Annotated in this window: 18 protein-coding genes; 10 read left to right on the top strand and 8 right to left on the bottom strand. The window is 70.7% G+C overall.

All coding sequences use genetic code 11. From position 1 onward, the window contains the following. Nucleotides 1-35: 35 nt before the first annotated feature. The gene (locus OG252_RS48115) at nt 36-806 is read right to left on the bottom strand and encodes a serine/threonine protein kinase (protein ID WP_329344482.1); all 771 of its coding nucleotides are present in this window, start codon (nt 804-806) and stop codon (nt 36-38) included. A gap of 182 nt (nt 807-988) precedes the next feature. Here OG252_RS48115 and OG252_RS48120 point away from each other — a divergent pair, with 182 nt between their 5' ends. Then, nucleotides 989-1135, top strand: coding sequence for a hypothetical protein (locus OG252_RS48120; RefSeq protein WP_266446172.1), 147 nt, complete (start codon nt 989-991; stop codon nt 1133-1135). Between the two features lie 21 nt (nt 1136-1156). Here the strand turns inward: OG252_RS48120 and OG252_RS48125 are convergent, their stop codons facing one another. Further along, nucleotides 1157-1651, bottom strand: coding sequence for a lamin tail domain-containing protein (locus tag OG252_RS48125; RefSeq protein WP_329344484.1), 495 nt, complete (start codon nt 1649-1651; stop codon nt 1157-1159). A 132-nt stretch (nt 1652-1783) separates the two neighbouring features. Between OG252_RS48125 and OG252_RS48130 the strand changes: the two genes are divergently transcribed. Continuing rightward, nucleotides 1784-2647, top strand: coding sequence for an NAD(P)-dependent oxidoreductase (locus OG252_RS48130; protein WP_329344486.1), 864 nt, complete (start codon nt 1784-1786; stop codon nt 2645-2647). A gap of 19 nt (nt 2648-2666) precedes the next feature. On the opposite strand, the gene OG252_RS48135 is transcribed toward OG252_RS48130, so the two are convergent. Continuing rightward, nucleotides 2667-3137, bottom strand: coding sequence for a hypothetical protein (locus tag OG252_RS48135; RefSeq protein ID WP_329344488.1), 471 nt, complete (start codon nt 3135-3137; stop codon nt 2667-2669). Nucleotides 3138-3374: 237 nt separating this feature from the next. On the opposite strand from OG252_RS48135, the gene OG252_RS48140 reads away from it, so the two are divergent. The 4 genes from OG252_RS48140 (at nt 3375) to OG252_RS48155 (ending at nt 8889) form a co-directional block, all read left to right on the top strand. After that, a complete protein-coding gene (locus OG252_RS48140) occupies nt 3375-3980 on the top strand; it encodes a LysE family translocator (protein ID WP_266446183.1) in 606 nt (201 codons plus the stop codon). A gap of 2 nt (nt 3981-3982) precedes the next feature. Continuing rightward, nucleotides 3983-4684, top strand: a complete 702-nt coding sequence (locus OG252_RS48145) for a B3/B4 domain-containing protein (RefSeq protein ID WP_266446188.1) — start codon at nt 3983-3985, stop codon at nt 4682-4684. Nucleotides 4685-5949: 1265 nt separating this feature from the next. Then, on the top strand, nt 5950-7389 hold the full coding sequence (gene pdxR, locus OG252_RS48150; protein ID WP_329345398.1) for a MocR-like pyridoxine biosynthesis transcription factor PdxR: 1440 nt from the start codon (nt 5950-5952) through the stop codon (nt 7387-7389). A 54-nt stretch (nt 7390-7443) separates the two neighbouring features. After that, a complete protein-coding gene (locus OG252_RS48155; protein WP_266446190.1) occupies nt 7444-8889 on the top strand; it encodes a glyceraldehyde-3-phosphate dehydrogenase in 1446 nt (481 codons plus the stop codon). Here OG252_RS48155 and OG252_RS48160 read toward each other — a convergent pair. Then, nucleotides 8868-9104, bottom strand: a complete 237-nt coding sequence (locus OG252_RS48160; RefSeq protein WP_329344492.1) for a hypothetical protein — start codon at nt 9102-9104, stop codon at nt 8868-8870. The two genes, OG252_RS48155 and OG252_RS48160, sit on opposite strands and share 22 nt — an antisense overlap. A 65-nt stretch (nt 9105-9169) precedes the next feature. Here OG252_RS48160 and OG252_RS48165 point away from each other — a divergent pair, with 65 nt between their 5' ends. Further along, a complete protein-coding gene (locus OG252_RS48165; RefSeq protein WP_266446195.1) occupies nt 9170-10435 on the top strand; it encodes a glycosyltransferase family 4 protein in 1266 nt (421 codons plus the stop codon). Then, on the top strand, nt 10432-11256 hold the full coding sequence (locus OG252_RS48170; RefSeq protein ID WP_329344495.1) for a hypothetical protein: 825 nt from the start codon (nt 10432-10434) through the stop codon (nt 11254-11256). Before OG252_RS48165 ends, OG252_RS48170 begins: the two co-directional genes overlap by 4 nt. Here the strand turns inward: OG252_RS48170 and OG252_RS48175 are convergent, their stop codons facing one another. Beyond that, on the bottom strand, nt 11257-12357 hold the full coding sequence (locus OG252_RS48175) for an acyltransferase family protein (RefSeq protein WP_443068465.1): 1101 nt from the start codon (nt 12355-12357) through the stop codon (nt 11257-11259). Nucleotides 12358-12525: 168 nt separating this feature from the next. On the opposite strand from OG252_RS48175, the gene OG252_RS48180 reads away from it, so the two are divergent. After that, the gene (locus OG252_RS48180) at nt 12526-12933 is read left to right on the top strand and encodes a hypothetical protein (protein WP_329344499.1); all 408 of its coding nucleotides are present in this window, start codon (nt 12526-12528) and stop codon (nt 12931-12933) included. Nucleotides 12934-13016: 83 nt separating this feature from the next. Next, nucleotides 13017-13736: a DUF6766 family protein gene (locus tag OG252_RS48185; protein WP_329344501.1), complete on the top strand. Its 720-nt coding sequence runs from the start codon at nt 13017-13019 to the stop codon at nt 13734-13736. 115 nt (nt 13737-13851) lie between these two features. On the opposite strand, the gene efeB is transcribed toward OG252_RS48185, so the two are convergent. The 3 genes from efeB to OG252_RS48200 form a co-directional block, all read right to left on the bottom strand. Next, on the bottom strand, nt 13852-15141 hold the full coding sequence (gene efeB, locus OG252_RS48190; RefSeq protein WP_329344503.1) for an iron uptake transporter deferrochelatase/peroxidase subunit: 1290 nt from the start codon (nt 15139-15141) through the stop codon (nt 13852-13854). A gap of 64 nt (nt 15142-15205) precedes the next feature. Further along, nucleotides 15206-17278, bottom strand: coding sequence for an iron uptake transporter permease EfeU (efeU, locus tag OG252_RS48195; RefSeq protein ID WP_329345400.1), 2073 nt, complete (start codon nt 17276-17278; stop codon nt 15206-15208). 244 nt (nt 17279-17522) lie between these two features. Then, on the bottom strand, nt 17523-18914 hold the full coding sequence (locus tag OG252_RS48200; RefSeq protein ID WP_329344505.1) for a Tat pathway signal sequence domain protein: 1392 nt from the start codon (nt 18912-18914) through the stop codon (nt 17523-17525). Nucleotides 18915-19016 lie beyond the last annotated feature (102 nt).

Raw genomic sequence — 19016 nt, forward strand, 5'->3', positions numbered from 1 at the left:
AGGTGTGGCGCAGCGGTCCCTGACAGATGTCAGGGTCAGTGCGCGTACCCGAGGAGGCGTTGGGGCAGCAGGGCCAGGTGCTCCTCGCGCACGAGGTCGAAGCGCAGCGCGAGCGTGACGAGGTCCTCCCGCTTGGCACCCACCCGCGTCTCGTCCTCGTTCCCGCTCCGCAGCCGGAGTTTCACGGACGTCAGGTAGTCGATGTGGTAGTTCACGGCGGAACGGGTCAGATCCCGGCACGACTCCAGAGGCCGCAGCCGCTCCACGATCTCGCCGGCACCGGGCAGTGCCACGCCCGACGCGGTGCGCAGCCGGGGCTCGCACAGCGCGGCCAGGACGAGGAAGTACTTGGACGTCGGGTCGAGGGAGAACGGGCTCACGGTCCGCTCCCCGTGGTCGGGCCCGGCGCCGTCCTGCGCATAGGCGTGTTGCGGCGCGAACACTTTGAAACTCGCGGTGCTGTCCAGAGCGGGCAGCACCACCCGGGAGAATTCGAACGGCACGGGCGCACCGAGCCGCCCCGGAGCCACCTTGACGTATTCGCCGGCCCCTTCGAGATTCTCCACGACATAGGTGGAGGTCGCGCTGAAGTTCGACAGCCGCCAGAAGTCCCCGGCTGCCTCGATGCGTCCCGCGTGCCGCGACACACCGGGATCGGGCAGGACGATGGGCAGCGCTCCGCCCGGGGCTCCCCGCCCGAAGTCCCTGGTCTCACCCGGCCCCATGTGAAGAAGCCGCGGCTTTTGCTGAATTGCTCCCGGACGAGACTCTGTTTCGTCGGGCAATTGCACGATAACGGTGTCCATAACACTCATCCCCCGTCTCGGTCGCCAGAATTCTAAAGCGGCGACCGCGCTGTCCGGAGTGCTGGAACAGGCCGGTTCCCGGTCCGGAGAGGACCGGGAACCGGGCCGTGGCCTGAACCGTCCGGCACCGGGTAGGCGCAGCAACGAGGGAACGAAACCCGCCGACCGGAGGAGAGACGACCATGCCGAGCGTCATCCAGCGCATCAAGCAGTACACGCGGAGTCCTCAGGGCCGTCGCACCGTCGAGCAGGCGCGACGCGCCGCATCCGACCCGCGCCGCCGCGCTCAGGCGAAGCGCCTGCTGAGCAAGTGGCGCACTCGCCGCTGACCGGACGACCGTGACGGTTCGTCAGCTGTGGAAGGTGATGTAACCGTTGCGGTCGGGGTCGGAACCGCTCTTGGTGTACGCGTGTACGTCCGCCCGGCTTCCGCCCGGCTTGTACAGGTAGATCGTGTCCTTGTCGTTGTTCCAGATGAAGTTGCAGTTCTGGCGGTAGACGACGTTGTTCGCGTCCGAGTCGGTGCCCTTGCCGCCGCGCAGCTTCACGTAGTCGCCGGGCTGGAGATAGTGGTTGACGGCGAAGGCGAAGCGGTTGCCGGTGGCGTCCTTGACGACGTAACCCTTGAGGTTGACGGTCTTCGAGGCCGAGTAGTTCTTGATCGTCAGGTACTCGCTCTTGGTGTTGCCGGTGGAGCAGCTGTTGGAGTCCGCGCCGGGTGCGTCGTACTGAACGCCCTTGAGCTTCAAGGCCGACGTGTATTCGGCGGCCTGCGCGGGCGCGGCCGACACGGCGGCTATCGACCCGACGGCAGCGGCCATCGCCAGGAGATGGCGTATACGCATGAGGAATCCCCCTGTGGTGCGAATGGAGCGCCCGGAGTTTATCCCGTCGATGAACGTGACGTGTTGGGAACGTGTGGGAAATGTGAAGCAGGCGGCGTCGAGGCGGCCTGCCGACGGCGATAGGGTCCCGGCATGGTTCATACCGATGTGGGGATCGTGCACCCCGGAGCCATGGGTGCACAGGTGGCGGCACAGGTGAGGGCCGCGGGCAGCAGAGTCTGGTGGCTGCCGCAGGGACGCTCGGCCGAAACCCGGCGGCGGGCCGCGGAGTTGGGGCTGTTGCCCGCCGGGAGCATGGCGGAGCTGACCGCCGAGTGCACCCTGCTCCTCAGCGTGTGCCCGCCGGCCGCCGCCCTCGACGTCGCCCGTCAGACGGCGGCCGCCGGCTTCGAGGGCGTCTACGTCGATGCCAACGCGGTCAGTCCCCGGCGCATGGCACAGATCGCCGAGGCGCTGCACGGCACCGGCGCGACACTCGTCGACGGAGGCATCACCGGCCCGCCGCCCCGTGAGGCGGGTACCACCCGGCTCTATCTGTCGGGCGACGACACGGTCGTATCAGGGGTCCGGGCGTTGTTCGACGCCACCCTGCTGACGCCGGTCGTCCTGGCCGGCCCGGTCGGCCGGGCCTCGGCGCTCAAGCTGGCCTTCGCCGCCTACAACAAGATCTCGTACGCGCTCGCCGCCGAGGCCTGCGCCCTCGCGGAGGACCACGGCGTCCTGGAGGACCTCCTCGACGTCGCCGCGCACCTGCTGCCGGACACCCCACTGGCCCGGCCGGAACAACTGGCGAGCGCCGGCCCCAGGGCCTGGCGCTGGGAGCCGGAGATGCGGGAGATCGCCGAGGCCTGGCGGGGGAGCGGTCTGACGGGCTCCTTCGCCGACGCCGCGGCGGACACCTTCGAGCGCTGGCACGCCCACAAGGACGACCGGAGCGTGACCAGCGGCCAGCTGCTCGCCGACCTCATCGGGCGCGGCCCGGAAGAGGCCGGGTGACGACCGGCCAAGGCGCCGCTCAGTTCCACAGCGAGTAGGTCACCGTGCGCGCCAGCCGCTCCGGCCGGTCACCGGGGAAGGTGAGCGTCATCCGCCCGTAGCGCTGCTGCTGCGGATCCTTGTTCCAGTCCTGCGGCTGGTCGAGCCGGACGACGACGCGATACGAGTGGAAGGTCCCCGCCGCACAGTACGGATCGCAGTCGTTCACCCAGTTGACGCCCCTCGCCTTCGCGGAACCGGCGTCCCAGTGCGTCCACCGGAGCGAGGCCAGGCGACTGTTGCCGTCGCCGCAGGCCAGGATGAAGTCGGCCGGACGCACCTGCGGCTTGGAGGAGCAGTCGACGAGCACGGTGTCCCTGACGGGCTGCGCCACCGCCTGCACCGCCGACGACGGCGCCGCCGCGGGGGAGGCGGAGGCCGGGCCCATGGCCGCCACGAACGCCATCGCGGCACACAGCGCCGCCGCCTTGGTCACCGCGAGTCCTGGCATGTCCGCTCCCGGCCGCCGTCCGCACCCGTCCCTGCCTCGACGCTACGACCGTGACCGGCGGCGCACCACTCGAACGGCGCAAGGCCGGTGAGCCCTCCCAGCCATGGCTCGAACCTCGCAGGACGCGGCGTTCGTCCGAACCCGTTATGGACCACTCAACCCCGCACACTTTGGCTCTGTCCACCGGACCAAGACCGCGAAAGGGTGAGAGGACAACGAACCCTGCGGAGGCCCTCCTTGAGCATCGCGTTCCTACTGACCAGCCTCGTCGTGGTGGTCACCCCCGGCACCGGCGTGGTCTACACCCTCGCCGCCGGGCTGTCCCACGGCCGCCGCGCGAGCATCGTCGCCGCGTTCGCCTGCACCCTCGGCATCGTGCCGCACCTGATCGCGACGATCACCGGTCTCGCCGCACTGCTGCACACCAGCGCCGTCGCCTACGAGACGGTGAAGTACCTCGGCGTGGCATACCTCCTCTACATGGCGTGGGCCACACTGCGTGACAAGGACGCGTTGACGGTCGAGACGGAATCCGAGCCACGGCCGGTGTCCCGCGTGATCGCCTCCGGGGTGCTGCTCAATCTCCTCAACCCGAAGCTCACGATGTTCTTCGTCGCGTTCCTTCCGCAGTTCGTCCCCGCCGGAGAGTCCGGCTCCCTCGGCGCGATGCTCCGGCTCAGCGCCGTGTTCATGGCCCTCACCTTCGTCGTCTTCGCCGCGTACGGCATGTGCGCCGCCGCCGTACGCCACCGCGTGCTGGCCCGGCCCCAGGTGATGACCGGCATCCGCCGGGTGTTCGCCGTCTGCTTCGTCGGCCTGAGCGCACGACTGGCGGTGGCGTGAGCATGCGCTTCCGGCACGCGGACGCCCTCTGGGCCGACCACCCCGAACTCTCCGCCGGCGCGCTGCACGCCACCGGCATCGACATCTCCGCCGACGTCACCGCGCGCGTCGCCGAATACACCTCCCGCGCCACGGCCCGGCTGGCCGGCACCTCCGAGAGCGCGTTCCCCGAGGTACTGGCCTGGCGGCGGACCTTCTCCCGGATGGGGCTCAAGCCGACGCAGTACCGGTGCGCCTCGGAATCACTGCTGCGACGACTGCGCAAGGAGGGTGAACTGCCCCGCATCCACCCGGTGGTCGACCTGTGCAACGCGCTCTCGGTCGCCTACGGCGTACCGGTCGCGGCGCTCGACGTCGACCGTATCTCCGGCCCCCTGCTCGAGGTGCGCCACGCTCTCGGCGACGAGCACTACACGACCTTCGGCGGCGACACCGAACACCCCGCCCCCGGCGAGGTGACCTTCGTCGACTCCGCCGGCCGGGCACACGCCCGCCGCTGGACCAACCGCCAGAGCGGCCACTCCGCGGTCGGCGAGCACACCGGCCGGATCCTCGTGGTCACGGAAGCGATGCACGAGGGCGGTGCGCAGACCGTGTCGGATCTCCTGAAGACCGCCGCCGAGGAACTGACCGCGCACTGGCCGACCACCACGGCGTCGGCCGTCCTCACCCGCTCCGCACCGGAGTTCGTCTTCGGCGACTAGATTCCGCGCGAGACGCCCAGGGGACCCGTGACACCATGGACCCGATGAACGAGGGGGACCGGACATCGCAAGAGCCCAACTCCGCCAGGCCCACCCCGACGGGCGGCGACGCTCCGACGCAGGGCTCTGATGCGGCCCGGTCGGCAGGCGGCGGCGAGATCCCGGCGCACGGCTCTGAGCCGGCCCGGTCGGCGGATCTGGGTTCCTCGTCCTTCGGCTCCGCCAGTCCTACGTCGGTGGGTGGTGGGGCTCCGGGCCGGGGCGCTGAGACGGCTCGGTCGGGGGACGGTGGGATGGTGGCGTACGGCTCGGATGGAGCTGGGTCGGCGGGCCTGGGCTTCCCGCCCTTCGGCTCCGCCGAGCCCGCGCCGGCGGGTGGTGGGGCTCCGGTCCAGGGTTCTGACACAGCCCGGACGGCGGGCCTCGGTTCGCCGTCTTTCGGCTCCCCGGGGCCCGCGCCGACGGATGGCGGCGCTCCGGTCCAGGGTTCTGATGCAGCCCGGCCGGGGGACGGCGGGATTCTGGCGTACGGCTCTGATGCGGCCCCGTCGGCGGGCCCCGGCCCCTTGCCTCGCGGTTCCGACGAGGCACCGTCGGCGGACGGCGGCTCCACGTCCCGCGGCTCCGGCAGAGTCCCGCCGTCAGACCCCGGCCTGCCGCTCTACGGGTCCGGCGCAGCCCCGCAGCCAGACCAGGACCGACCGCTCTACGGGCCTGGCGAAGTCCCGCAGTCACGCCCGGACCGACCGCTCTACGGGCCTGGCGAAGTCCCGCAGCCAGACCCGGACCGACCGCTCTACGGGCCTGGCGAAGTCCCGCAGCCAGACCCGGACCGACTGCTCTACGGGCCTGGCGAAGTCCCGCAGTCACGCCCGGACCGACTGCTCTACGGGCCTGGCGAAGTCCCGCAGTCACGCCCGGACCGACTGCTCTACGGGTCCGGCGCAGCCCCGCAGCCAGACCAGGACCGACTGCTCTACGGGCCTGGCGAAGTCCCGCAGTCACGCCCGGACCGACTGCTCTACGGGCCTGGCGAAGTCCCGCAGTCACGCCCGGACCGACCGCTCTACGGGCCTGGCGAAGTCCCGCAGTCACGCCCGGACCGACCGCTCTACGGGTCCGGCGCAGCCCCGCAGCCAGACCCCGACCCACCGCCCTACGGTTCCGCCAAAGCCCCGCAGCCAGACCCCGACCCACCGCCCTACGGTTCCGACTTCCTCCAGCTCGATGCCGGTGACGCATCAGGTTCCGGCAAGGCCGACTGGCTGGCTCGGCGGCTGCGCCAGGCGATAGCCGACGGTCGGCTCGCGGTGGGAAGCCGGCTGCCGCCCACCCGCGTGCTCGCCGGCGAGCTGCGGGTCTCCCGCGGGGTGGTCACCGAGGCCTACCGGCGGCTCACCGAGGACGGTCACGTCGAGGGACGCCGGCGCGGAGGGACGGTGGTGGTCGCGGCCCCCGCCCTGCCGCCGCCCGCGTCCCCCACCGGCCACGCCGGTTCCATCGACGACTCCGCACCGGGCACGCTCTTCGTCGGCGAGCCCGGCGCCGAGGTCTTCGACGCCCTGCGTGCCGTCCGCGCCCGCGTCGACTTCACCCCCGGGCAGCCCGACCTCGCCGCGTTCCCCCGCACCGCCTGGCTGCGCGCGGAGCGGGCCGTACTCACCGGCCTGTCCGCCGAGCAGCTCGGTTACGGCGACCCGCGTGGCGCCCCACAACTGCGCCGGGCCGTGGCCGGCTGGCTGGCCCGCAGCCGGGGCATCCGGGTGGAACCGGACGAGGTACTGATCGTCGCCGGCACCGCGCAGGCGCTCACCCTGCTGCACCCCGTGCTGCGGGCGGCAGGCATCGACAGCGTCGCGGTGGAGGACCCGGGCTCGCTAGGCACCCGCCAGCACCTGGCGAACGGAGCCCTCGCCACCCCACCGGTACCGGTCGACGACGACGGCATCCGCGTGGACGCACTGCGCGCCACCGGCGCCCGCGCGGCGTTGCTCACCCCCGCCCACCAGTTCCCCACCGGCGTGGTCATGAGCGGTGAGCGCCGCCGCGACCTCCTGCGCTGGGCCGAGGACGGCGGACTGATCATCGAGGACGACTACGACGCGGAACACCGCTACGACCGGCCGCCGGTACCCGCACTGCGCGCCCTGCTGGCCGACCACGTCTGCTACGCGGGCAGCGTCTCCAAACTCCTCGCACCCGCCCTGCGGATCGGCTGGCTGGTACCCCCGCCCCGCTACCGTGACGCGCTGACCGAAGCGAAGCGCTTCACGGACCTGGGCAACGCCGTCCTGCCCCAGCTGGTACTCGCCCGGCTCATGGACTCCGGCGACCTGGAACGCCATCTGCGCCTGCTGCGCGGCCGTCACCGACGCCGCCGCGACGCGATGATCGACGCCATCGCCCGGCATCTCCCGGGCGCGACCGTGCACGGCGCCGCGGCCGGTCTGCATCTGACCGTCACGTACGAGCCGCAGGTACCCGACACCGATCTGGCCGCCGCCGCGCTCGCCCGGGGCGTGAAGTGCCAGCCCCTGTCCTGGCACCGCCAACTCCCCGGCCGCCCAGGCCTCGTCCTCGGCTACGCGGCCACCGCACCCGGCGCCATAGCCGAAGGCGTGGCGGCACTCGGCGAGGCACTGCGCACGCTCAGCCGGACAGCACGCACCCGCACCTCGCCGCCGCAGGTGGATCCCCCCGCTTGATCAGAACGGAGGGGTACTAGCATATGAGCGCCACCTAGCTCGAAAGAGAAAACTGTGACTGTCAACGAGGACTCGTTCACCAACTGGAAGAACCGCGAGGAGATCGCGGAGTCGATGATCCCGATCATCGGGAGGCTGCACCGGGAGCAGGACGTCACGGTGCTGCTCCACAGCCGTTCCCTGGTGAACAAGTCAGTGGTCAGCATCCTCAAGACCCACCGGTTCGCCCGGCAGATCGCCGGGGAGGAACTGTCGGTCACCGAGACCCTGCCGTTCCTCCAGGCCCTCACCACCCTGGACCTCGGCCCGTCCCAGATCGACATAGGCATGCTGGCCGCGACGTACCGGACCGACGACCGAGGGCTGTCGGTGGCGGCCTTCACCGCCGAGGCTGTCGCCGGTGCCACGGGCGCCAACAAGATCGAGCGCCGGGAAGGACGCGACGTCGTCCTGTACGGCTTCGGCCGCATCGGCCGCCTCGTCGCCCGCCTGCTCATCGAGAAGTCCGGCTCCGGCAACGGCCTCAGGCTGCGTGCCGTCGTCGTCCGCGGCGGCGGCGAGCAGGACATCATCAAGCGCGCCTCGCTGCTGCGCCGTGACTCCATCCACGGCCAGTTCCAGGGCACGATCACCGTCGACGAGGCGAACAGCACGATCATCGCCAACGGCAACGAGATCAAGGTGATCTACGCCAACGATCCGTCGGAGGTCGACTACACGGCGTACGGCATCAAGGACGCCATCCTCATCGACAACACCGGCAAGTGGCGCGACCGCGAGGGCCTGTCGCAGCACCTGCGCCCCGGCGTCGACAAGGTCGTCCTGACCGCGCCGGGCAAGGGCGACGTCCCCAACATCGTGCACGGCGTCAACCACGACACCATCAAGCCGGAGGAGCAGATCATCTCCTGCGCCTCCTGCACCACCAACGCGATCGTCCCGCCGCTGAAGGCGATGGCGGACGAGTACGGCGTCCTGCGCGGCCACGTGGAGACCGTCCACTCGTTCACCAACGACCAGAACCTGCTGGACAATTACCACAAGGCCGACCGGCGTGGCCGCTCCGCGCCGCTCAACATGGTCATCACCGAGACCGGTGCCGCCTCCGCCGTCGCCAAGGCGCTGCCGGACCTCAAGGCGCCGATCACCGGCAGCTCGATCCGTGTCCCGGTGCCGGACGTCTCGATCGCGATCCTCAGCCTGCGGCTCGGCCGTGAGACCAACCGCGAGGAGGTCCTCGACCACCTCCGCGACGTCTCGCTGACCTCGCCGCTCAAGCGTCAGATCGACTTCACCACGGCCCCCGACGCGGTCTCCAGCGACTTCATCGGCTCCCGCCACGCCTCGATCATCGACGCGGGCGCCACCAAGGTCGACGGCGACAACGCCATCCTCTACCTCTGGTACGACAACGAGTTCGGCTACTCCTGCCAGGTCATCCGCGTCGTCCAGCACGTCTCCGGGGTGGAGTACCCGACCTACCCGGCCCCGCTGGCCTGATCCCGGAGGAGGCGGCGGCCCCGCCCCACGGGGCCGCCGCCTCCGAGAACCTGACGGTGGCCGTACTCGCCGGGCCACTCGGGACGCTCGGCGAACAGAGCGGCGATGACCTGATCGCCTTCGGCGGGAAAGTCCTCGGCCCATTGACCGAGCCGGACCCCGCGCAGCAACTCCTTTTCACCTTCCGCATACCATTTGGCCAGTTCAAGCAGCACTGACGTTCACTACGAAGTGGTAACGCGCGGCAACCGTAAGGGCAGTTGCCATGGTCTAGTCCGCCATGAAGATCTCTTTCCTGATCCACAACGCCTACGGGATCGGAGGCACGATCGCCACCACCTTCAATCTGGCCCACGCACTGGCCGAGCGGCACGAGGTGGAGATCGTCTCCGTGCTGCGGCACCGAGAGCGCCCGAACTTCACCCTGGACCCGAAGGTGTCGCTGCGGCCTCTGGTGGACCTCAGACAGGAGAAGGAGCATCCGTTACATCTGAGACCGGCGAGGGTGTTCCCGCGGGCCGAGTACCGGTACCGCCAGTACAGCGAGTTGACCGACCAGCGGATCGGTGAATGCCTCGCCACGATCGACGCGGACGTGGTGATCGGGACCAGGCCGGGGCTCAACGTCCATCTCGCGCTCCAGACTCCGCGCCATGTCGGACGCATCGGCCAGGAGCACCTCACCCTGGACAACCATCCGCCCCGGCTGCGCAACGCGCTGCGCCGGGCCTACCGCCGGCTCGACGTCCTCACCACGGTGACCGAGGCGGACGCCGCCGCCTACCGGCGCAAGATGAGGCTGCCAGGCGTGCGGGTGGAGGCCCTCCCGAACAGCGTGCCGGATCCCGTCCTCCCGGCCGCCGACGGCACCGCGAAGGTGGTCGTAGCGGCCGGCCGGCTGGTCCCGGTGAAACGGTACGACCTGCTCATACAGGCCTTCGCCGTGGTCGCCGCCGAACGTCCGGACTGGCAGCTGCGCATCTACGGCAAGGGTGAGGAGCACGATCGGCTGCGGCAGCTCATCGTGGACCTGCGCCTGTGGAACAACGTCTTCCTGATGGGGGCCGCGGCACCCATGGAGGCGGAGTGGGTGAAGGGATCGATCGGTGCGGCCGCCTCCAACTTCGAACCGTTCGGCATGACGATCGTCGAGGCGATGCGCTGCGGCCTGCCGGTGGTGAGCACCGACTGCCCCTATGGACCCGGTGAAATCATCGAGGACGGGGTCGACGGACGGCTCGTGCCCGTCGGGGACCGCGACGCGCTGGGCGCTGCCCTGCTGGACCTCGTCCGTGACGACGACCGGCGCCGCCGGATGGGCCGCGCGGCCCTGGAGAACGCACGGCGATTCGCGCCCGGCCCCGTGGTCGAGCAGGCCGAACGTCTTCTCGCCGAGGCGGTCACGGCACGGCAGGCAGGGCGACCGGCCGCACGGGAACGCGCCCGCGCCGGCCGTGTCCTGGTCAGCCAGGGCTTCGCCGCCCGCGACGCCGCGTTCGGCGCGGCCAGCGGCGCGCTGCGCATCGTACGGAAGGGACAGCGGTGAGCGCGGAACAGCACAGGGAGCCGCCACGCGTGGCCTGCGTGGTCGATGCGGACGGCCGGATCACCTTCGACCTCCCGCCGGGCTGGGCCCCGGGGCAGCGGCTGCTGCTGCGGCTGCGCCCGAAGAAGGGACAGCCCGAAAAGGACCTCCACATCCTCGACCTGGAACCCGTCGACGACGGTCGCCAACGCGTCGTCCTCGGGCCGCAGCCCGCCCTCACGGAGGGCCGGTGGGACGTGTACCTGATCCCGGAACCGGGTTCCGGGCGGCAGCGTCTGCGTCCGGGCCCGCGCGACCTGCGGACCCTCGTCGACGGACACCCGCATGACCGGCAGACTCCGCTGGCCGTCCGGATTCCGTACTCCACCCAGGACGGCTATCTCGCCGTACGGGCCTGGCTGCGCCCCGCTCACGCGGAGGTCGGTACCCTAGATCTCACCGACCGGTCGATGACCGTCGACGCACGTCTGCACGGCGCCACGTTCCAGGAGGGCGCCGTCGTGCGCCTGCGCCGACGGGGCAGCAGCGGCACCGTCCTCACCCTCCAGCCGAAGGTCGCACAGGACGGCCGAGGCTTCTCCTTCACGGTCGACCACGGCGAGCTGGCCGCAGCGACGGGCACCGAAAGCGGCGTCTGGAACGCCTTCGTCGAGCCCGCCGCAGACGCACCTGCCATCCGGATCGCCCGACTCCTGGACGACGTGGCGGACCGCAAGGGTGTGTACGTCTACCCGACGGCCACGGTCGACGGCGCCGTCCTGCGCCCCTACTACACGGTCGACAACGACCTCTCCGTGGAGGTGAGGACGGGCACGGTGTGATCACCCCAGCCCGGCGCGGGCCCGGGCGCCCTCTGCGTTCGGATCCCGCCGGAACGCCCACGCCATCGTCGGCTCCATCACGCACCGGAAGACCCGACGGACGGGCGGGGTGCACAGCGCGGTGACGACCGCGCCGGCGATGAGGGTGACGGCGATCGCGCCGAGCGGCCGGTGGGTCCAGTCGAGGCGGGACCAGTGCCAGTGATTGGCGGCCTGGACGACGAAGCCGTGCAGCAGATAGCCGTACAGCGTGCCCGCGCCCAGCGCGGTGAACCACGTCCGGCGCCCGGGCACCCAGGCGAGGAAACAGGCGACCAGAGTCAGGGAGCAGCCGAAGAGGGCCAGCGTCATGAGGGGCCCGTACCATGCGGGCACACCGAGTTCCTGGGCGCTGGCACGGTGGAAGAACCAGGCGTAGTCCATCCGCGGGACGGCCCAGTAAGCCATGGCGAGAGCGCACGCGAAGACCGGCACGGCCAGGACGCGTGCCGCACGTCGCCGTACCAGCCGGAAGTGCTCGGGCTTCAGGCACAGACCGAGCACGAAGTACGGCAGGAACTGCAGAGTGCGCTGCAGGTCGAGGTCGCTGCCGATGGACGGCGACAGCGTCGCCAGCGCCGCGATGCCGAGCGCCAGCGGCAGCGGATGGCGCACGCTCTTCCAAAGGGGCGTGGTCAGCCGCCAGATGAACAGCGCCGCCAGGAACCACGTCAGATAGAGCGGGTCCAGCAGGCTGACCGGCCGGTCCGGAACGTTGTCGGTCCACCGCGTGAAGAGCGTGTACGCAGTCTCGAAGACGACGTAGGGGACGACCACGCCGGTGATCAGGCGCTTGATCTTCTCCGGGCTCGCGTCGAAGCCACGCGAGAAGTAACCGGAGATGACGATGAACGCCGGCATGTGGAACGCGTAGACGAGCGTGTAGAGCGCGGTGACGGTGCGGCTGTCGGATCGCAGCGGCTCCCAGGCGTGCCCCATCGCCACCAGCACGATCGCCAGGTACTTGGCGTTGTCGAAGAACGAGTCGCGCTGCTTCGTCGGCGTGGGGGCGCTCTCGACGCGTGTGACTGGAGTCAAGGCTGTTGTGGGGGAAGACAGCATTCCGCGCGCCTCACCAATTCTCGGGGATGTAAACCACCTTGTTCGCCACTGAGACGGCCAGGTCGGCCGGGTGGGGTAACGGTGGGCGTGGAAGTCGTTCAGGGGCTGTTCCCTGCTGTCTACTGCCGGTGGCAGGCCGGGGTGGCGTGTCGGTGCGGAGGTGCGTGGATGACCGGACGAGCGTGCCGGGTGGCCGTCACCGTCGTCCTTGCCGGCGCGGTGGGCGCATGCGGCACGGTGTCGGAGCGGCGCGACGAGGTGCGGGACGCCGCGGTCGCGTTCGAGAAGGCGGTCGCCGACGGCGCGTACGGCCGTATGTGCACGGCCCTCGCGCCCGGAACCGTGGAGGAGTTGGAGCAGTCGGCCGGCAGCCCGTGCGCGAAGGCGCTGAGTGAGGAATCGCTGGCCTCGGATGGTGCCGTGCGCGTGGTGGACGTCTACGGCAACCAGGCGCGGGCGGTGCTCGCCACGGACACGCTGTTCCTCTCCCGTTTCGCCGCCGGGTGGAAGGTCGTGGCCGCCGGGTGCAGCCCGCGGCCGGAACAGCCCTACCAGTGCCGTGTCAACGGCGGGTGAGCCATGAGAGTCATGTTCACCACGGTCGTCCTGATCATCGCGGTCGGCCTCGCCTACCTCGCCGCCGTGGGACTGATGCAGCGATGACCCAGCACTCGTCCCGGACCGCACCCCCCGAGCACCGTGGCCTGCGGGGCTTCGTGCGGGACAACGGGCTCGGCCTGTTCTTCACCGTCACGTTCCTGCTGGCCCTGGCCGGGCAGGCGATCGCCGGGCACGCCGACTTCAACAACCAGTTGGTCACCGACCAGCTGCGGCCGATCAGTCTCGCCGAGTACCTGACGTCGTCCGACTTCGCGGTCGACGTGGCGGAGAACTGGCAGTCGGAGTACCTCCAGTTCTTCCTCTTCATCGGTGTGACCGTCTGGCTGGTGCAGCGGGGGTCCCCGGAGTCCAAGGAACTGCACAAGGGCGGCACCGAGTCCGACAAGCAGCAACTGGTCGGCGAGTACGCCAAGGAGGGCGCGCCCGAATGGGCCCGGGTCGGCGGATGGCGACGCGCGGTCTATTCGCACTCCCTGCTGCTGGTCATGGGGGCGATCTTCCTGCTGTCCTGGCTGGTTCAGTCGATCACCGGCGTGGCCGCCTACAACGAACAGCAGTTGAGGCAGCTCCAGGCCCCGATCAGCTGGTCCCAGTACCTGGGCGCCGCGGACTTCTGGAACCGTACGCTGCAGAACTGGCAGTCCGAACTGCTGGCCGTCGCCTCGATGGCGGTGCTGTCGATCTACCTCCGGCAGCGAGGCTCACCGGAATCGAAGCCGGTCGGATCCGCCCATGGCGCCACCGGCGTGGAAGGCTGACAGGGAATCAGCAGGGGGTTGATCGTCGCGCAGGACCGCGCCGGCTTCGTGGTGCCGACCGTTGATGCGACGAACCGCGGACCGGCCCGGGCGTGCCTCGGCCGGTCCCGGTGCTTCACCCGTGCAGCAGGGCGCGTCCGAGCCAGTCGGATCGGTCGCGTACGCCGGGGAGGGCGAAGAAGTACCCGCCGCCGGTGGGGGTGATGTAGTCGACCAGTGGTTCGTCGACGAGCCGTTCCTGGGTGGCCTCGAACTGGCGGGCCACGTCCTGCTGGTAGCAGCAGAACACCAGCCCCATGTCGAGGTTGCCGACCTGGTCGATGCCGCGGTCGTAGTTGTAGCCGCGGCGCAGGATGCGTGAGGAGTCCGACTTCGCGGTGCGCGGGTTGGCGAGGCGGATGTGGGCGTCGAGCGGGATCGCCCGGCCGTGCGGGTCCTTGGCGTAGCGGGGCGCGTCGGTCTCCCGGGCGCCGTCGAGCGGGGCGCCGGTGTCCCGCCGCCTGCCGATCATCTGCTCCTGTTCGGTGAGCGAGACCCGGTCCCAGAACTCGACACGCATCCGGATGATCCGGATCACCTGGTAGCTGCCGCCGACCGTCCAGGACGGCTCACCGTCCGCCTCGGTGACCCAGACCAGCTTGTTCATCTCCCGGGCGGAGGAGGTGTCGGGGTTGACGATGCCGTCCTTGAAGCCGAGGAGGTTGCGCTGGGTGCCGGACGGACGTGAGGGGTTCTGGAAGCCGTCGATACGCCACTTGACCTGCAGGGCGCCGCGGGTGTGCCGGGCGATGTCACGCAACGCGTGCAGCACGGTGTCCGAGTGGCCCGCGCAGATCTGGAGGGACAGGTCGCCGTGGCACTCGGCCGCGTCGAGGTCGTCGTTGGGGAACGTGCGCATCGGCGTGAGGCGGCGTGGCTTGGCGGCGGCGAGACCGTAGCGGTCGTCGAAGAGCGAGGAACCCAGGCCCGCGGTGACGGTCAGACCGTCGGCCGGGAGGTCCGGGCCGAGGATGCCGCTGTCGGAGGGCGGCGCGCCCACGCCCAGGTCCGCGGGGGTGCCGCCGGCAGTCAGGAACCGGGCCCGGGCGGTGAGGGTGCGCAGCAGGTCGGTGAGTTCGGCGCGGTCGTCGGCGACGACGTCGAAGGAGACGAAGGCGGCGGCGGTCTGCTGAGGGGTGGTGATCCCGGCCTGGTGGACGCCGTGGAACGGCACCTTGCCGTCGTCCGTGGTGACGCCTTCCGCCGCGTCGGCCCGCCCGCCGGTGAGCTCCGCACCGGCGAACCCGGCTCCGGCCAGTGCCGCTCCGGCCGCGCCGATTCCGAGTGCGGTCCTGACGAACGTACGACGGCCCGCGGGGCAGACACCCTCGTGACCTTCTTCGGGGCCCGGCTGCTGGGGCGTCATCGGGATGGTCCTTTCCAGGTGGTGCGGAGTGCGGCAGTGCGGCGGTGGTGAGGCGCAAGGGTGTTCAGGCTGACTTGCGGATCTCCAACAGGTCGGGAATCGGGGCGAGTTCCTCCAGCAGTTGGCCCATGGCGCCGTCGAGCTTCTGGCGGGTGGCGGCGGGGAGTTCACCGACCGGCGTCCACCTCCCGTCACCGCGGCGGGCGGAGAGCAGCAGCCGCTCGGTGCGACGCAGCCAACTGCCCACCGAGGGGGAGACCTTGGGGTCACGCTTGTCGATCAGGGGGCGCAGGAGGCCGAGAAGTTCCCGGGTGCCCTTGATGTTGGCCTCGGCGGTCGCCAGGCCCGTGCCACTGCCGTATTCGGTGGCACCGGTCAGCTCCTGCTGGAGGGTGCCCTCCAGGATCTCGTGGGTGCGCAGCGGCAGGTCGCCCGGGTCGAAGTCCTGGTGGGGGAAGTCCTTCCGCAGGGCGGCGACGTCGGCGGTGAGCTGCCGCGCGGCCCGGGCGAGCGAGCCGGCCGGCTCGCCGTGCCACAGGCCGTACTCGACCCGGTGGAAACCGGTGAAGCCGGAGTCCTTCACCCCGTCGGGCAGTCCGGCCGTCGTCCCGTTGATCTCCGCGTCGAAGTCCCCGAACGTGCCGTAGGCGGCGCCGAGCGAGGCGTACTGCTCGTGTGCGGGCAGCCAGTCCTTGCGCGCCCGGTCGAGCCGGCCGGCCTCGATGTCGTCTTGCAGGGTCCGGGTTTTAGTCAGCAGGAGGGCCAGACCCCTTTGTACGTAGGCACGGTAGGCGGCGAGCGGGGCGGCGAGATCCTTCTCGGAGACGGGCAGTACTGCTCTCACCGTGCCGCCGCCCGTGACCCGGACCGCCGCGGAGGTGACGGCCTGCCCGCTGGTCGGCACGCAGCGCCAGGCGTAACTCCCGCCGCCGATCGTGGCGATCAGGGTGCGGGTCGTGCCGGGCGCGATGCCCTCGGCCTCGCCGTAGACGGCCGCCGTGGCCGGGTCGATCAGGTACGCCTCGACGGTACGGCTGCCGCTGTTGCGTACCTGGAAGGACTGCCGCCCGGGCTTGGGCGTGGTGAATCCCTTGCCGCAGTGCGCGGCGGAGACGGTGACGGTGGCCGCGGAGGCGGGCTTCGCGTCGCCGACCGCCACCAGGACGCCCGCGATCAGCGAGGGAGCGGCGAGCGCGGCCACCGGCAGGACCCATCGGGGCAGGCGTCGCCCGCAGGCGGCGGCGGGACGTGGGGCGGCCGGTTCGGCTACGGACGCGGAGGTGGCCGACGCCGCCGGTACGGGCCGGGCGGCGACGGGCGCGTCCGTGCCGCGCACTCCGCGGACGAACAGCGTCATCACCACGGCGAGATACGCGCCGTAGGCCATCACCTGAAGCCACGTCATCTGCGGCGTCAGGTTGAGTGTGCCGCTGAGCAAGGTGGCGTACCAGGAGCCGGAATCGATGCCGGCCGACAGGTCGAAGGCGTACGTCGTCGCCCCCGGCAGCACTCCGCCCTCCTGTAGATCGCGCAACCCGTAGCCGAGCACCCCGGACGCGATCACGATCAGTGCGGCACCGGTGTAGGTGAAGAACCGGGTCAGGTTGAGGTGCAGCACCCGCCGGTACAGGCCCCAGCAGACGACGGTGGCCAGCAGCAGGCCCGCCCCCGCACCGACGAGCGGGCCGGCGGACTCGCCGGCCGTCTGTCCCGTGGTCCACAGGAACAGGGCGGTCTCCAGCCCCTCGCGGCCGACGGCGAGGAACGAGGTGACGACCAGCACGCCCGAGCCCATGCCCAGTGCCGCGGTGACCTTCTCCTTGATCTCACCGGAGAAACTCCGCGCCGACCGGCGCATCCAGAACACCATGGCGGTGACGAAGGCGACCGCGACCACGCTGAGCGAACCGCCGAACGCCTCCTGCGCCTGCCCGGACAGGCCGGCCGAGGTGAACGTCAGCACCGCGCCGAACCCCATCGACAGCCCCACCGCGGCGAGCACCCCGGTCCACACGTGCGGCAGCCGGGAGCGGTGGCCGGAGCGGACGAGGGTGGCCACCAGAACAGAGACGACCAGGCCGGCTTCCAGGCCCTCACGCAGGCCGATCAGGAAGCTCGGGAGCGCGTTGTCCCACACCGGGGAACTCCTCTCAGGCACGCCCCGGAAGGATCACGTTCCAGGGCGGGCTGAGTGTAGGCAAACCTAAGTAGCCATGACGATGGTCCCTCGATGGGATCTCGCGGCACCCAGGTCCCGGTGGCCGGTCAAATGGGCAGCTCAGAAGGGGAGTTGGGGGACGAGTAAGAGTCCGGTAGGAAGCCGGGACGTGCTACGCGCATCGGGACATTTCGGCAGTCGTGCTACTGCGCCCCTGTTCCGTTCAGGCGCGCAGCGGGTTGGTGCGTGTCGCCGCCAGCAGGTACCAGGCCGTGGCCCCCGCGTGCCGGTAGGGGTAGTAGCCGAACCCGAAGCCGGTGTCGAGCGGGCTGCTCGCCGAGACGACTCCGGACCTCTCGGCAACCGCCTTGCTCCCGATGGTCTGGTCGCCGCCCAGGAGATCCTGGGCCCGCTCGATGGAGGCGATCAGCCGCCGGGCGCGTGTCTCGTCTCCGCGGGTGTGCCGGTTCCGCAGGGCGAGTGCTAGGTGGGCCGTCCCCTCGAACCACACGCCGTTGCGGTCCGGCTTGGGCTGGCCCTCCGCGATCGGGGCGTCCTCGTTCGCCAGGAGGGCGGCCGAGCTGAAGGTGACGCCTTCGTAGGACTGGCCCGCGGGAACCGAACTGTTGGGCCGGTCGGCCGTGTCCAGAACGGCCAGTTCGCTCGCGGCCCAGTCCAGCGACACGGAATGGGCGGGGGAGGACAGGGCGAGCTGGGTCCAGGTCTGGGTGTCCTCGGGGATCGGCGACTTGTTGATCGTCACACCGTCGTTGGTGCCGGTGTAGAAGAAGCCCCCGGACGGCTCCCACATCTTCATGACGAAGGCTTCGGCACGCGCCCGCCGCTGCAGCCACACCGAATCCCCGGTGAGCCGGGCGAGCTGTCCGAAGAGGCCGATCAGGTCCGTGTTGTGCTCGGTCGAGGTGAAGGGCAGTTTCTCGTCGGCCCCGTTGACCCCGAACTTGTAGCCGCCGAGGGGTTCGTCGGTGCGGCCGACCCGCTCGATCCACTCACCGATCCGCACGGCACCCGTGAGGAAGCGGCGCTGTCCGGTCCGGCGGGCGAGCGCGCCCAGCGCGACGGCGGCCCAGGCCATGTCACCCACGGCCGTGCCGGTGAAGCCGAACTGCGTGCCGACGTTGGCCGTACCGTCCGCTCGCACGAAGCCGTCCGGCTGCGGTGAACCGTCGTAGAAGGTGTACGGCCCGACGTTGTAGGCCTGGCGCAGCCTGCCGTCGTCGTACACGGGGTCATGGGCCTGGGCGTAGAGAAGCGCGTCGCCGAGGGCCACGGCTCTGGAGCGGCCGCCCGCGGTGCGGGAGGCGAGCTCGGCCAGGATCACCAGGGCGTTGTCGTACGTGAACGCCGTGCTGAACAGACCGGCCTGGTCGGTGTAGCTCTGGGCCAGCCGGACGGTGCCGTGGTCCGGATAGGCGTCCATGGCGGCGGCGAGGAAGGCGTACGCCCGGCGCTGTGCGGAGCCGGCGCCAACGGACGAGCCTTCCGCGGCCAGGGCCGCGCCGGAGCCGGCCGCGGTGAAGACCGCGGCACCGACACCGAGCCCGGTCCCGATGAGCGCACGGCGGCTGAGTCCCGGGCCTGGGCTGCCGGTCATTGGTCTCCTCGAAGGTGTGGGGCGAATGACATGGAGGCACTGAGAGCGCTCTCAAACGCGCGCCCTCATTGTGCTGTTGTGTCAGATCCTGGTCAACGCCTG

It is taken from the genome of Streptomyces sp. NBC_01352 (assembly GCF_036237295.1).
GTDB lineage: Bacteria > Actinomycetota > Actinomycetes > Streptomycetales > Streptomycetaceae > Streptomyces > Streptomyces plumbiresistens.